The organism is Pelagicoccus mobilis, assembly GCF_016595505.1.
GTDB classification, from domain to species: Bacteria; Verrucomicrobiota; Verrucomicrobiia; order Opitutales; family Opitutaceae; genus Pelagicoccus; species Pelagicoccus mobilis.
Map to the genome: position 1 here is coordinate 1 of NZ_JAENIL010000095.1, position 14166 is coordinate 14166.

At 53.4% G+C, this 14166-nt stretch carries 12 protein-coding genes; 7 read left to right on the forward strand and 5 right to left on the reverse strand.

Annotation, left to right across the window (positions count from 1 at the left end; genetic code table 11):
- Positions 1-25: 25 nt before the first annotated feature.
- The 3 genes from JIN87_RS26755 to JIN87_RS26765 form a co-directional block, all read right to left on the reverse strand.
- Positions 26-832 (reverse strand): SDR family NAD(P)-dependent oxidoreductase, encoded by an 807-nt coding sequence (locus tag JIN87_RS26755; RefSeq protein ID WP_200359570.1) that lies wholly within the window; start codon positions 830-832, stop codon positions 26-28.
- Between the two features lie 15 nt (positions 833-847).
- Entirely contained in the window at positions 848-2143 is a 1296-nt protein-coding gene (locus JIN87_RS26760) for an acetylxylan esterase (RefSeq protein ID WP_200359572.1), read from the reverse strand.
- A 102-nt stretch (positions 2144-2245) separates the two neighbouring features.
- Positions 2246-3025 carry a class I SAM-dependent methyltransferase gene (locus JIN87_RS26765; protein WP_200359574.1) on the reverse strand — a complete coding sequence of 260 codons (780 nt, stop codon included), beginning with the start codon at positions 3023-3025 and terminating at the stop codon, positions 2246-2248.
- A gap of 120 nt (positions 3026-3145) precedes the next feature.
- Between JIN87_RS26765 and JIN87_RS26770 the strand changes: the two genes are divergently transcribed.
- Together JIN87_RS26770 and JIN87_RS26775 are read left to right on the forward strand one after the other, a co-directional pair.
- On the forward strand, positions 3146-3889 hold the full coding sequence (locus JIN87_RS26770; RefSeq protein WP_200359576.1) for a helix-turn-helix domain-containing protein: 744 nt from the start codon (positions 3146-3148) through the stop codon (positions 3887-3889).
- 25 nt (positions 3890-3914) lie between these two features.
- Complete coding sequence (locus tag JIN87_RS26775; RefSeq protein ID WP_200359578.1) at positions 3915-4619, forward strand: ankyrin repeat domain-containing protein; 705 nt, start codon at positions 3915-3917, stop codon at positions 4617-4619.
- A gap of 25 nt (positions 4620-4644) precedes the next feature.
- On the opposite strand, the gene JIN87_RS26780 is transcribed toward JIN87_RS26775, so the two are convergent.
- Positions 4645-6195 carry a winged helix-turn-helix domain-containing tetratricopeptide repeat protein gene (locus JIN87_RS26780; RefSeq protein ID WP_200359580.1) on the reverse strand — a complete coding sequence of 517 codons (1551 nt, stop codon included), beginning with the start codon at positions 6193-6195 and terminating at the stop codon, positions 4645-4647.
- Positions 6196-6364: 169 nt separating this feature from the next.
- Here JIN87_RS26780 and JIN87_RS26785 point away from each other — a divergent pair, with 169 nt between their 5' ends.
- Positions 6365-7207: a class I SAM-dependent methyltransferase gene (locus JIN87_RS26785; RefSeq protein ID WP_200359583.1), complete on the forward strand. Its 843-nt coding sequence runs from the start codon at positions 6365-6367 to the stop codon at positions 7205-7207.
- A 233-nt stretch (positions 7208-7440) separates the two neighbouring features.
- Here JIN87_RS26785 and rlmN read toward each other — a convergent pair whose 3' ends face one another.
- Complete coding sequence (gene rlmN, locus JIN87_RS26790) at positions 7441-8469, reverse strand: dual-specificity RNA methyltransferase RlmN (RefSeq protein ID WP_200359585.1); 1029 nt, start codon at positions 8467-8469, stop codon at positions 7441-7443.
- Between the two features lie 197 nt (positions 8470-8666).
- Here rlmN and JIN87_RS26795 point away from each other — a divergent pair, with 197 nt between their 5' ends.
- The 4 genes from JIN87_RS26795 to JIN87_RS26810 all read left to right on the forward strand — a co-directional run.
- Entirely contained in the window at positions 8667-9047 is a 381-nt protein-coding gene (locus JIN87_RS26795; protein ID WP_200359587.1) for a SpoIIAA family protein, read from the forward strand.
- Positions 9048-9125: 78 nt separating this feature from the next.
- Positions 9126-10070 carry an ADP-ribosylglycohydrolase family protein gene (locus JIN87_RS26800; protein ID WP_200359589.1) on the forward strand — a complete coding sequence of 315 codons (945 nt, stop codon included), beginning with the start codon at positions 9126-9128 and terminating at the stop codon, positions 10068-10070.
- 198 nt (positions 10071-10268) lie between these two features.
- On the forward strand, positions 10269-10763 hold the full coding sequence (locus JIN87_RS26805) for an RNase H family protein (protein WP_200359591.1): 495 nt from the start codon (positions 10269-10271) through the stop codon (positions 10761-10763).
- Positions 10764-11003: 240 nt separating this feature from the next.
- The coding region (locus JIN87_RS26810; RefSeq protein WP_200359593.1) for a leucine-rich repeat domain-containing protein at positions 11004-14166 on the forward strand (3163 nt) is incomplete at its 3' end.

Here is a 14166-nt window from a genome sequence, read left to right on the forward strand (position 1 = left end):
AGGGACAACGGCCGCTACCAATCTCTTAGCCGACAGGACCTTTGAGGTTGTTTAGTGTGAGCGAATAGAGGTTGTCGGAGTTGATGCGATCCGCTTCTCGGGCTAGCTCGTCGATATCATCTTTTACGTGAATAAAGCGGCCTTTAAGAGAGGCGTATTTTCCTCCAGCGAGTTTTTCCACGAGTCGGCTGATGGCTTCGATTGGGCTCCAGAACTCCTTGGGAATGTCTTTCACGAATGGGGCATCTTTGGTCATGTCGGTTTCCACAAGACCAGGGCTTACGGTGAATATCTGGACAGAACTGCCTTTGAGAGTCGCTTGTACGGAGTCGGTGTAGCGAGCGAGGGCGGCCTTGCTTGCTGAGTAGGTGGCAGCTCCAGGGAAGGGATGTACGCTCGAGTAACTGCCCATGTTGATCACAATACCAGCGTTCCGCCTCAGCATCGAGGGAAGAGCCGCCTGCATGTAAGCCATTGGTCCACGGACATTGACTTCCATCGTTTTCCAAAGCTCCTCAAAATCTTGCTCCAGAACATTTCCGTTGGGTCCCGAAATACCGGCGTTGTTGATCAGGACATCAATCGGGCCGAGGGTTGATTCGCAGTCTTTGACGATAGATTTGGCTTCTTGAAAATCAGTGACATCCGCGGCGTAGGTTTTGACCGATACTCCGCAGTCGGTGAGTTCGGCTTGCAGCTCATCTAGATTTGCTTGATTTCGAGAAGTAAGTGCAAGAGTTGCTCCTTTGTCAGCTAGGTGAACGGAAATTGCTTTTCCAATGCCTCGGCTAGCTCCTGTTATCAGGACGACTTTTTTTGCGAGCTTATCCATCCTGCGGATACTAGCTCATTTCAGGTAGTCGTCAATGAAGGCCTGTTTGGCTGCGAAGGTGGTCGCGTCCCAATGCTTTCTATCAGCTCCCTCGGGCCAAAAGTGATTTCGGTAGCTGACTGGATATACGATGACCTCTCCGTCGACCTGATTGAGGGCGGCATAGATGGAGGTGGAGCTGCAGATTTGGTCGGTCAGGCCCACCTCGCACACGATCGTCGCCTTCGAGCCTTTTAGGAGATGTGCAGCATCGAAGTAGGGGGTGGTTTTGAGAACCTTTTTGTTATCTTTGCCGTGAGTCTCTAGGGGCAGTGGCCAGCCTCCCTTATGTCCAATCAAAGGAGCTCCCCAGTCGCACATTGCCGGCACAGTCACGACTGCTGCGGTCACTCTTGGGTCGAGTCCTGCCGCCGCGAGGGATTGTCCGCCTCCTTGGCTCTCACCAACTACCAGGATTCGCTCTCCATCCCACTCAGGCTGTTGGGTCAGGTACTCGATGGCCCGGAGCATGCGCAGATACATGTATCCAAAATAGTACTCGTTTTTGTCCTCAACTCCGTGGTTGAAGTACTCTTTCAAGGGGCCGTTCTCTAGCTCTTCATAGTAAGCCTCTTCTTGGTGATTGAGCATACCGTGAGCGTTCATGTCGAAGCTGAGAGCACCGCCGCCACGTTTGGCTTGCTCGAGGCTGTTCTTGAGGTCCGAGCGGCACCAGATGCCTTTTACTCCAGCTGCACGGAGTGTGATTACAATCGGGAGCGAACCTTTTTCTGCGTCAATTGGTTTCGCTAGAATGCCTCGAGCGGGGCGGGGGCCAGGGGAGTTGATTTCGATGTCGAAGGCTTCGTAGCCAGTGTCGGAATCGTTGAGCTCTATTGCCGTTTTCTCAGTCTCGAAGGGCATCGACTTAACAAGCTTCTTTCGCTTCTTCCAAAACGTATCGAAATCGCGGGGACGTTTGGAACCGGGCACAATGTCTTTTGGGGCGACAATCGTACCGATCACATCTTTGTGGTCACCTCTGCTTAGTTCTACGATGATTGAGCAGGTCTCGTCGAATGCTTCCTCGAAGATGACTTCGGTTTCGTCTTCGATTGCTATCTCCTTCTCCAAGTAAACGGTATCGTGGTTCTTGAGGACTTTGAGTTGGAATGGGCTGCTATCTGCAGAATCCGCGACTTTGGCGGAAACACGGATCGTCTCACCTTTTTCGTAGAGGCCTGACTCGTGGTTGAGCGAGAGCTCGATTGCGGAGAGCAGGAACGTATTAAGAAAAACAAGAATGAGGGATGAGTAACGAAGGGCCTTCATAGAAATCAAATTTAGGGTGTTACGCAAAGGCTTCCCCTAAAGCTCTGCGAGTCAATGGAGTCGGACGTTGAGTTTGCTCGTACAATGGAATCTCAGATGAAGTCATCGAATTCTCAAGAAAACGTAGCCCACATCCAGCTCGGTTGTTTCCAGGATCGAGCCATAGCGGCGAACCCACTCGCCCGACGATAGATCGGCCTCTAGTTCCTTTAGCCCACGCTCTACTTGGGACTGCTCCGTTATGGAGAAAGAGGAAATCCCCGCTCTATAAGCGGGATCCAAATAGATTTCAGGGCGGGACCATCCGGCGGCGAGGAAATGATCCTTTAGGTCACGCGGGAGGGGGAATGCTTGAATTTCCAAGTCTCGACTGAGTTCCTCTTCAATGAATACCGCCATTTCGCTAAGCTTAGGGAACTGCTCTTTGTCGTTCTCAAGGAACGAAGGAAAGTAATCGATCAGCCAAAAAGGGGGAGGGCTTTCTGCATCGAAGCTCAATATAACGATCGGCCCTTTGGCTGTAACCCGAATCGCTTCCCTAAGCGCTTGTTTCCAATCGGAGAAATGATGCATGCACAGTGTCATCATTACCCCGTCGAAGCTGTTGTCGTCGAAGGGCAATTTCTCAGCGTATCCGGATTCCCATGATAGCTTCGGATGTTGCTTGCCCTGTTCCCTCATGATTTCGGAAGGCTCTAGTGCTGTGACCTCATAACCTGCCTTCGCCAGTTCGCAGCTGTAGTTTCCAGTGCCAGCTCCTATGTCGAGGAGGTGTGCTCCAGGCTCGAGAGCGAGAAGGTGCTCTAGACGATGGCTTATTCTTGAGTCTGCAGCGCGAGTAGCTGTGTAGCCGTGCCCGATAGAGTCGTAGATTGGGTTCATGGTAACAGGGGAGTGTAGTTGGATGCCTTGATCGGTCTGTTTCTCAATTCAGGTAAAATTGGCAAAAAATGCAAAACTTGCTTCTTTGAAAACGTTTAGAGTGATCAGCAGCAAAAGCCGATGGGAAAGAATCAGTCAATTGGTAGAGCGGTTTCCTTCATGGAGCGGAACCTCAAGGAAGCGATTTCGATAGAAGAAATCGCGAAGGCATCCGGTTTTTCCAAGTCGACTTTACAACGTCGCTTTCTGGAGGCGACGAATGTGACGGTAGCGCTTTTTCTTCGACGTTTGCGTCTAAATGCCGCGGCCGAAGAGTTGGTGAGCAGTAAACGGCGGATTTTGGATATCGCCTTAGACTATCAGTTCGAATCTCAACAAACCTTCTCTCGGGCCTTCAAGCAAGCGACCTGGTTAACGCCAGGCGAGGCGAGAAGGCTCAAGCGTGTCCCTAATTTCCTAGGGGGGAATGGGAACCTGCGTAAAGAGGGGCCACTGCCAAGCATTCTGCAGATAAGAGGCTACATGATCTTCACCAACAATTTGGATACACTCAGGAATTTCTACCATGAGATTCTGGGATTCCCGATTGTAGACGACGATCCCAGCTTTACGCAGCTCGATGTCGGAGGGATAATACTCTCTCTTCACGCTGGAGCCCGCCCGAAGCATGAGGGCAAGCGAGTGCCCGTTGAAATCGGTTTTTTCTGCGAGGATGTGGAGTTGACGCGAAAGGAGCTAATCGCGCGAGGCGTTAAAGTAGGCTCTGTCGCTCTTTTCGGAGACCTTCGGTTGTGTAAGGGAACGGATCCGGATGGGAACGTTTTTGGAATCAGCAACCGTCCGCTTCTTCGCCCAGCTCTTTGATTCTAATCCTTAACCTGATCCAACTATGCCAATATCAAGAAGACGTCTCTTCTCCTGTGCCGCGGCCGCCTGCGGAATCGCTGTTAGCCCAAAGCTGTTTGCCGCGGATGAAGTCGCTGCACCCAAAGACAATCCTAAACGTCCGCGACAATCCTTGAGTCTGGTTAAGCGCTTCGTCGAAGCAGGGCACCGAAATTTGGATACAGTCAAAGAAATGTTGGAGAAGGACCCCCAGTTGCTGAACGCGAGCTGGGATTGGGGTAAGGGGGACTGGGAAACCGCATTGGAAGGTGCCAGCCATATGGGCCGGCAAGATATTGTTGATTACTTGATTGGGCGTGGGGCTCGTGCCAACTCGCTGAGTTATGCGATGTTGGGTAAAGCGGAAGTTGTAATCGCTCAGATCGATGCGAATCCGGCGACTGCTCGACTACGTGGACCGCACGGGATCGGCTTGCTTTTCCATGCCGCGATTGGTGGCAGCATTCCGCTGGCTGAGAAGATCGCTGATCATCTCGGAGCGGAGAGGGAGGGACAATGTGATGCCGCTCTACACGGAGCCGTTCGCTTTGGAAATGCTAAGATGCTCGAGTGGTTGATTGGGAATGGGGCACAGAATTTGGATACGCCGAATGTATTTGATCGAACGCCGCTTGATGAAGCGGAGAGGCGAGGGATTCCCGAAATGGTAGCGCTCCTCGAACGCAACGGTGCTACGCGTTCGAAATAGGTGGCGACGAGCACCCAGGTGCTCCCTACTTTATTCCAGCTTTTTTGAGCCCTGTCAGGTAGGTCGCGAGTTGTGTTTCGTCCTTGAGGTAAAAGAGCTTTTCTTCGGCGAAGCTCAGACTGAAGTGGGGGACCGCTTTGAGGAGCCGTGTTACAGCAGCTTGAGTTTCCTTCTCACGCCCAAGATAGGCGAGAGCGACCGCTTGGTGGGCGGTGGTCCAGTATTGGCAATTGGGAATGACTTCTGCTCTTTCGGTCCATGCGAGCGCTTCTTCGTAGTCGCCTTTGAAAATGAGAGCCAAGGCCCCATAGGTCAGGAACGCCCAGCGCTGTGGGTCGTTGGGACTGAGTTCGAGAGCGGTTTCGAATCCTTTGATCGCCTCGTCGTATTGCCCCTCGTAGGCGAGCGAGTCAGCGAGTCCGCAATGGGCGGCGGCGAAGGTTGAGTTGAGCTCGATAGCTTGATGGTTCTCGATGATCGCGCTGCGGTATTCTTGTCGAGCGAGCTGAACGCGGGCTTTGAGAGCGTAAAAGACTGCGTTCTTATCGTCCTCCTTAAGTGCCGTTTTTGTGGCGTCTAATGCTTGGTCGAGCAGATCGCGTGATGGGCTCGTATCCCAATAGACCATACCGAGGATTACTGCGTAGGCCCACCAAGCGTGCGCTTCGCCGAAATTCGGGTCTTGTTCGCGACTGAGCTGAAGCAGGCGTTGTGCTTCCATATTGTCCTCAGCTGTGAATCGGAAGAAGTGCCAGACTCCGAGGTGAAAATTCTCCCACGCTCCGAGATGCAGGCGCTTTGTCTTGGCCACCTTCTGACGCTCCGCGAATCCGATTTCAGGTTCAAGGCGAGCGGCGATGCGTTCGGTGATTTCGTCTTGTAGAGCGAAGAGGTCTTCGATCTCACGGTCGTAGCGGTCAGCCCAGCGTTGAACGCCGGAAACTGTATCGATCAGTTGCACGCTTACGCGTATCCGGTTTCCGGATCGTTGAACGCTTCCTTCTACGATGTAGCTTACTCCGAGTTCGCGGGCGAGCTCTACCGTCGGCTTTTCGCTGCCTTTAAATCCGAAGGTTGTATTTCTAGCTGTGATACTGAGCCAACGATGCTTGGAGAGGGTGGCAATCAGATCGCCAGTGATCGCGTCGGAGAAATACTCCTGGCTCGGATCGCCTGAGAGGTTGAGGAAGGGGAAGATCGCAACCGTTGGACTGCTCATGCCAGGCTCGTTCACTTCCTCAGTTGGTGCGGCTGTCTCTGTTGTGTCAGAAGTGGAGACCTCGCCGACGAACCGGAATCCGTTTGAATGGACTGTGCGAATGAGACGTTGTGATTTGCCATCGTCGCCGATCGCTTGGCGTGCTGTTCGAATGCGGCTGCTCAGGGCGGCTTCCGACACGATACGGCCCTTCCACACCTCGTCGTGGATTTCGTCCTTGGAGACCATGCGTTTGCTATGGGTAACAAGGAGAGCCAGCAGGGTGAAGACTTGGGGTTCGAGCGGGATTGCCGAGCCGTTCTGTCGAAGCTCGACCCGAGTGGTATCGAGCTCGAAGTTTTCGAACTTATACAGCATATTAGCCGAGAAAGCGGCCGCTTCTGCAGGAGGTCAAGGATTCTGCAGATCTTCTGCAGGTACTCTCCAAGTGAGCTACAAGCTTAGAAATCGATTTTCCGCTAGAGTGTGAGGGTCGAAACCAATTCCGGTTCGGCATCCAACTTAACCCTCAAAGAGGAAATCCAAAATGTCTACATCCACTACTACTGCTCCATCATCAATCACTCCTGACTACGCGGCCATCAAGGCCAAGCAAAACATCGCCTGGGGATCCGGGGACTACTCGGTCGTCGGCGTGACGCTCCAGATCGTTGGTGAACGTCTCTGCGAAGCCCTCGATATCCGCTCGAACCAGACTCTTCTCGATGTCGCTGCGGGCAACGGAAACGTATCTCTCGCCGCCGCCCGCCGTTACGCCAAAGTAACTTCTTCAGACTACGTGCCAGCTCTCCTCGAGCGCGGTCGCCAGCGGGCCGAAGTCGACGGGCTCGCCATGGAGTTTGTCGAAGCCGATGCGGAAAATCTTCCGTTTGCGGATAATAGCTACGACAACGTGACTTCGAGCTTTGGCGTAATGTTTACACCGAATCAAGACGCTGCGGCGGCCGAGCTCATGAGAGTCGTTCGTCCAGGAGGAAAGATCGGCTTGGCGAACTGGACACCTGAGGGATTCATTGGGCAACTCTTCAAGACCATCGGTAAGCACCTCGCTCCACCAGCCGGCCTCAAATCGCCAGCTTTGTGGGGAACCAAGGAGCGACTCGACGAGTTCTTTGCCGATGAAGCGGAATCGATCGCGATTCAGAAGCAAACGTACGTTTGGCGTTACAAGTCGGCTCAGCATTGGCTCGAGGTATGGCGCGAGATTTATGGCCCGCTCCAGAAGGCCTTTGCTGCCTTGGATACCGAGCAACAGGATGCGCTCGCAGCGGATTTGATCGCGCTGATAGATCGTTTCAATGTTGCCGACGATGGCACAATGGTTGTGCCCGGAGACTATTTCGAAGTCGTTGTGACTAAACGAAGCTAGTGTATCCGAAATATCTTTACGAAAGCGTGGGCAGAAACGGCCCACGCTTTTTTAGCGGAGGGCAATGTGTCTTCGCTGCGCTCGAGTGTCGTCACATGCGTTCCTCGGTACTGTCATTGCCAATCTAAGAGGCGTGAAGGCAACGACGGAGCGTTGCCCTCCTGTTGTAAGTCGCCGCGCTGAGACGACAATACGTGGCGGGTCAACGCCCCGCTCTACAGTTGGGGAATGCCTTACTCCTTGTTGGCCAATTGGCCGCAGGCGGCGGCGATGTCTTGGCCGAGCGAGAAGCGTCGGGTGACCTGATGCCCTGCGTCTTGGAGGTGTTGCTTGAAGGCGTCGACTGCTTCCTCAGAAGAGGGTTCGAAGGACTTGTCGAGCGAGTAGTCTGGATTGTAAGGGATGAGATTCACGTGAGTCATCAATCCGTTGAGGAATTGTTTCAGCTCTTCTGCATCCTCGAGGCTGTCGTTGATTCCCTTGAACATGATATACTCGATCATGAGGCCGGTTCCGCGAATCTCTTGAAGCTCTTCAAGCATCGATCGGATACGAGCCATCGGGTAGCGATTGTTGATCGGCATGATGGAGCTGCGTGCTTCGTCGTTCGAACCGTGCAAGCTTAAGGCTAAACTGACTTGCGGAAATTCTCTTGCGAAATCTACAAACGGATCGGGTATTCCTGAAGTGGATACGGTGATCCGCTTCGGGTTGATGTCGAAAACATTCTGGGTGACGAGGAGTTTTACCGAGGCGACGAGATTCTTGTAATTGCGAAGCGGTTCTCCCATGCCCATGAAGACGATGTTGCGGAGCCTACGACCTTCTGCGGCTATGATTCGACCGGCTTGCATGACCTGGTCGAGGATCTCGTCACAAGTTAGGTTGCGTAGAAATCCGAGATCGCCGGTCGAGCAAAAACGGCACTTCTCTGTGCAGCCGACTTGCGAGGATACGCAGATACTGGTGCGTCCGGTGGCGATGCGAAGAATGACGGTTTCGATTTTCTTGCCGTCCCGTGTTTCGAAGAGGAGCTTGGTCGCTCCATCGATTTGGGAGTCGGCCCGATGCACCAGAGTCAGGTAGGAGGTGTCGAACTCGTTTTGGAAGTCCTCCAGCATCTCCTTCTCCCAGCCCATATCCTCAAGCGGTGTAAATTCGCGAAAGAGCAAGCGGTGGGTGCGACGCAGGTCACGACCGCCGAAGCCTTTGCGGCTTAGGTGTTTCTCAAGTGCAGCGGTGTCGTAGATGGATTGCGTCATGGGAAAGGTGTAATTTACCAGAGCGCTTGGGAATAGCGAGCCGCTGGTCGGGGGCAAGTACGTTTCGAATACGAAGCAGCTGGAGCGCTTCTAATTGGGGTCGCCGTTTGCGGAATCGGGAAGCGGTGGCTATACTTTAGCCACGCGAGGCGCGGTGTCTCGGAACGCATTGGATACCAACAAAATTGAGAGCAAGTATGAGCTTAGAAACACATGATATTCAGGTCCAGACTTGGGCTGACGGAAAGGTCGTAGAAGTGAGCATCTGCGGCAAGCTGACGCAGGAAGATTGCGAGACGTTTACGGCGATCATTGACGAAGGGGTAGAGAAGTTCGGTCAGATTCGACTGCTCTTCGACTGCGTGGGATTTGACGGCTGGACTTTGGATGGGCTACTGGGGGATACCAAGTTTGGCTTGCAGCATTACCGGGCGATTTTCCGCTTGGCTGTGGTAGGCGACAAGGCTTGGGAAAAGGCCTTCGCCACTTTCTGCAAGCCGTTTACCAAGGCGGATGTCCAGTACTTCGACATTGCCGATATCGAGCTGGCTCGGGCCTGGTTGAAGGAAGGGACTTGAGGGACTCTGGGCGGTCCTGTTTCGAGAAAAATCATTTTGGTTGAGAGAGGATGTCCCCTTCGCTCGTAGAAGGGGGGCATGCCTACTCATTCAATTTCTAAGGAAGTCGCCCCATCGGACGATGTCGCGTTTGCCAATGATGTCATCCGTGCCGCTTTTGCGGCGGATACTTTTTCTCTCGGAGCTCACTGGATCTACGATCTGGAGGAAATCGGGAAACTGTACCCAGAAGGGCTGTCGGATCTCGATGCTCCGCGATCCAAGTACCACCCGGGGAAGAGTGCGGGGGACTTTACGCACCACGGTGACCAGTCCTTGGCATTGCTCGAATCATTGGCGAAACGTGGTGAATGGTCCGTCGATTTCTGGGCGGAAGATTTCGCCGCGTACTGGGCTTCTGATCCACAGTCCTATCTGGATGGAGCGGCTCGGGATACGCTGGAGAATTTGAAGCAGGGCAAGCGTGAGCCGTCTGGAAGTGAAGATTTGGCAGGCGTCTCTCGAATTGCTCCTTTGTTCGCATTGATCGCAAGATCTCCGCTGGAGGAGCAGGTTTCTGCGGCTCGCTCGATCGTGGGCGTTACGCATGGGGATACTGCGGTGGCTGATGCTGCGGAGTTCTTTGTCCGAGCGATCGCGGCGTTGCGAAGGGGGGCTGGGTATGAGGAGGCCTTTGAGGCAGCCATCGAGGAGGGGACTTACAGTGTCGATCTTTCTGAATACGTTTCTGCTGCTCGCTCGGCAATCGGAGGAGAGCTCAACGCAGTTGCGACTTCGCTTGGCCAAAGCTGCTCAACGAGCAAGGGCTTCCCGTTAACGGTTTGGCTTGCGTTGAGTTATGGTGATGATCCGGTTCGCTTGTTGGAGCAGAATGCATTGGCCGGCGGAGACAATTCCGCTCGCGGAATGATTCTAGGGATGCTTTTGGCTGCTCGAGGCGAATTCTCGAAGTTGCCCGTGGCTTGGACCAATCAGCAGACCGCTAAGGTGCGAATCGATTCGGCTCTGAGTCGTTTGGCTTAATCGCATGCATGAGGTGTTGAGGATTTAAATTTGGTTCGTTATCAATTCCAGTGGAAGAGGGGTTGTGTCCGTTGGGGACAACGGACGCTACCGCAAGGATTCGCGACATCCTGCCAAGGTGGTTCTGAACTTTAAAGTTCGGAAATTCGATTGCGGGGAGGGGCGTCTCGCTGTTGGCTTAGCGGGATGTGCCTCCAAGTGTTCACTGATTGCAGCGCGGATCCGTCTACGAAAGTTGGATACGGAGCGGCTTTGGTTTTAGAGGAAGGCGATTCGCGATCCTTGGAGAGAATCGCTGAAGATATTAAACTTAAGCGTTTCGAGGAAACCTCCTCCTCGCGGCTTGAATTGGAAACGCTGCTTTGGGCTCTCGGGAATTTGCCCAGAGGCGCTGGGAGGGTTGTTCTCTTTACGGATTCGCAAACGATTGCGAATTTGCCTGCGAGACGGGAAAAGCTGGAAGCGGTGCGATTCTGTTCGAAATCAGGGGTTCTTCTTTCTCAAGCGGACTTGTATCGAGAATTTTACGACGTTTGGGATCGTAATGAGATGGAGGTTGTAAAACTCTCCGGGCATATGCCTTCGATTGAGAAGTCACGTGATGACCTTGTCTTTTCTTTGCTCGATCGGGCGGCGCGAAGTGCGTTGAGGAGAAATCTGAGTAAGTCGCAGGCTGGTGGAGATGGGGGCTAGGGCTCTAACCTCGAGAAGACAGGGAATGACTACGCAGTCATTCGGATAGGTATAGAGGCTACTCCCTGTGTGGTTGTTATATTTTTGCTAAATTCGGAATTGGAAAAACTCGTGGTTTGCAACTAGGGACAGCCCTAGGTTTGGGTTTGCTAATCTTCTGCTTAAGGAATGGGCATACTTGCCGAAATCCTTGGGCGGAAGCTACTTCGGCAGCAAATTTTCTCACACTTGTCTCACTATATGAAACGATTCTTAGCTCGATGCTTAGTAACATCAATTTCTCTCATGGGAGTGCTGGCTGGCAGTATGCAGGCCGCTGTCACTGAATGGGGGATCGTAAAGAGTTTGGGGGGAAGCCAGCCTTTGGACCAGTTTTCTGCGACTCCGGACCAGTTCGAGGTTGAGATTTGGGTAGAGACGGAAGCCGAAGGTGATGCCACCTCAGCAACGGTGAGCGGTGGCGGTTTGCAGGGGGCGGTTGCTCTCACTTACGAAGATGGTGAGTGGATTCTGGAGCAGGACTTTGATTCGGAAGCAGCGATGAACGCGGTCTTCCCGGATAACACGACGTACACGCTCAATTTGAGTGGGGGAACGCTCGGGGCGTTGACTCAAACGATCGCTATCGGTCCAAGGAAGTACCCAAAGGTGCCTTACCTGACGGGCAGAGTGTATTCGGACCTCCAACACATGGATGCTGCGGCTGATTTCGAATTGGGCTTTGGAGCTGCTGGTGACGGTGTGGATTTAGTTATCGTCGAGATCGAGGAAACGCAAGGCGAGGGGAACATTGTGCTCGAAGAGGATTTGTCTTCCTCTGCCACTTCTCAGGTGATTCCGGGAGATACGCTTGTTGCGGGACGCCACTATGACGCGTTCGTCGGATTCTATCACATCAACAATGTCAGTGGAGACAATGGGTTTGGAGTGGCCGGTATTGCGGCGCGAAATGCCTATAACGTAGTTCCGTTCCGAGCCGCGGCGGCGGATTCCCCGACTGCGATCGTGGGAGCCTGGCAGTTTGGCGATCCTGCGGGTGAAGGTTCCGGTGTTGTCGTTTTCATGGAGAATGGAACCTACTTCATGGCAGAGGACATGGAAACGCCCGACGTGGTGGACGAGGAAGATCCGGACTCGGACGGGATGGAACGTGGAACCTACATGTGGGATTCGTATAGCGGCGCCATCGACTTCGACACTAAGGTGGATACGAATGGTACGATCGGTTTCTCTCATCCTGACGAAAACGAGCGGATTCTAGTAAGCGGCGGTATTCTAAATTTCGTGACCGACGAGGAAGAGTTTGGACTCGCTGGCGTAGCGAGCGATGAGGACCCGCTGGTGGGTGCTTGGGAGTTCGGAGCAGGGATCGCCAACGATTCAGGTGTTGTCGTTTTCCTTTCGGGAGGACGCTATTTTCATGCTGAAGACGGAGCTGACGATGATGAGTTCGCCAACGATGGGATGGAGCGTGGCACCTACGTTTGGAGCGATAGCAACCTTACGGCGACCGCCATTGTGGATACCAATGGCGAGTTTGGCTTGTCGGACATTGGCGGTAGTGTCGGTCTCTCGCTTGATGGAGACGAGCTTGAGCTGACTGCGGGTGACGAAGACCCTTTCACTCTGAATCGGGTCGTTGCAGCAGAGCAGGGAACGGGCGTTGCTCAATGGCGGGTTTCCAAGAGGATTTCCCACTCGCAATTCTCAAAGGCGACAGCGAGCGATGCGAATAATTGGACGGTTTCGTTCTTCTTGGAGTTGGATGACTATCTAGATGCCGAGATGGTTTCGGTGCACGAAGTAGGCGGATCGGTGCTCTATTCGTTTGAGCGCGATTTCGAGAACGGTTTCGAATACAAGAAGAGCTTTGGTTCAAAAGCTGAGCTCGATGCGGAGTTTCCCAATGATGCAGCGTTTCTGGCTGTGGTGCGTGGAGGGGTTAAAGGTACCTCGGTGCAAGAATTCAGTTTTGGCGGCGAAACGTATCCGAATACGCCTTACTTAACAGGAGACGACTATTTGCATCTACAGTCAGTTCGTGCCCAGGATTCAATTACCTTCTCTTTCAGCGAGGCGGGGACTGGCGTTACGAACAGCGGTGAGATCGGGCTCCGCTACTTGGAGGATGCCACAGATACCGAAGCGATTGAGGAAACGCTTGCTGGAGATGTTCGCAGCAAAACCCATCCGGCGGGATTCTTTGATGCTGGATTGGACTTTATCAGCTATCTGAGATACTCCACATTGAAGTCGATTTCTGGGGACGATGGATTCGAGGTCGACGGACAGGTCGCTTTCAGCCGCGAGACGGACTTTGTGATTTCGGTGGAGATGTCTCCGCTGATTGGAGCATGGTCTTTCGGAACTCCGCCTAACAGTGGTTCGGGGGTGATCCTCTTTTTCGAAGAAGGGAAGTACATACATGCTGAGGATGCGCTTAATAGCGGTTCTGATCCTGACGGTATCGAAGTCGGTACTTACGAATGGAATGAGGTCAGTGGGAGCTTTTCTGCCACTGCGTTGCTGGATGGCAACGGGAGCGTAGGCCTTTCAAACATTGGCGAAAGCTCTACTTTTTCAATAAATGGCGACTCGCTGACCTTTAACGACGGAGGGGAGAGCACAGTTCTTACCCGTGTGAATGCGTCAGATGGTGATGTGCAGGGAGCGTGGCACTTCGGCTACGGCGAGCATGGCAGTTCAGAAGCCTATGTCTTCCTGGACAGCGGAACCTACTACCACATCGTTGACATTTTCGCTAACGATGACGTGCCCGAGAGAGTGGGCATGGAGCGCGGCACTTTCACTTGGGATGCTGCGAACGAAAGCTTTACCTATGCGGTTGGGATCGACACGAACGGTTCGTCTGGCTTGTCCGGTTGGGGTGACGATTTGGATGTTTCACTCTGGGCGAAATCATTGTTCGTGGGTGATGCCAACGACGGCCACTTTTATACTCCAATATCCTCTGGTTCCTTGAACCAAGTCGCGACGGAGTTCCCGAGCGCCGCTTTGGAGCAGGCTATTCGTGATGCTCTCGGCAAGCCGACCGGCGTTCTCTCAACGGTGGATCTTGACCGCCTGACGGAGCTGGATGCCTCTGGTCTTCAAATCGAGGACATCACAGGTCTCGAGTGGGCCCGTAACTTGGCTCGCCTCGATCTGTCCTTCAATAAGATCTGGTACATCGGCAATCTGTGGAGTCTCGATAAGCTGACTCACCTCGACTTGAGCCACAATCAGATCGATAACCTGACTGCCTTGTCGAATTTGAAGAATCTTGTGGAGCTCGACGTCAGCTCAAACAAGCTCAGTGACGGTGCTCAGGGGCAGGGCGATGACGACATCATCCGAACATTCAGCAGCAAGCCACTCGATAACACGGGCGTTCTCGCTCCGC

Bases quoted from the DNA above. Each gene is read 5' to 3' on its own strand.
- JIN87_RS26765 (WP_200359574.1), bottom strand. From the start codon at position 3,025: ATGAACCCAATCTACGACTCTATCGGGCACGGCTACACAGCTACTCGC.
- JIN87_RS26800 (WP_200359589.1), top strand. From the start codon at position 9,126: ATGCCTACTCATTCAATTTCTAAGGAAGTCGCCCCATCGGACGATGTC.
- JIN87_RS26780 (WP_200359580.1), bottom strand. From the start codon at position 6,195: ATGCTGTATAAGTTCGAAAACTTCGAGCTCGATACCACTCGGGTCGAG.
- rlmN (WP_200359585.1), bottom strand. From the start codon at position 8,469: ATGACGCAATCCATCTACGACACCGCTGCACTTGAGAAACACCTAAGC.
- JIN87_RS26760 (WP_200359572.1), bottom strand. From the start codon at position 2,143: ATGAAGGCCCTTCGTTACTCATCCCTCATTCTTGTTTTTCTTAATACG.
- JIN87_RS26785 (WP_200359583.1), top strand. From the start codon at position 6,365: ATGTCTACATCCACTACTACTGCTCCATCATCAATCACTCCTGACTAC.
- JIN87_RS26755 (WP_200359570.1), bottom strand. From the start codon at position 832: ATGGATAAGCTCGCAAAAAAAGTCGTCCTGATAACAGGAGCTAGCCGA.
- JIN87_RS26770 (WP_200359576.1), top strand. From the start codon at position 3,146: ATGGGAAAGAATCAGTCAATTGGTAGAGCGGTTTCCTTCATGGAGCGG.
- JIN87_RS26775 (WP_200359578.1), top strand. From the start codon at position 3,915: ATGCCAATATCAAGAAGACGTCTCTTCTCCTGTGCCGCGGCCGCCTGC.
- JIN87_RS26795 (WP_200359587.1), top strand. From the start codon at position 8,667: ATGAGCTTAGAAACACATGATATTCAGGTCCAGACTTGGGCTGACGGA.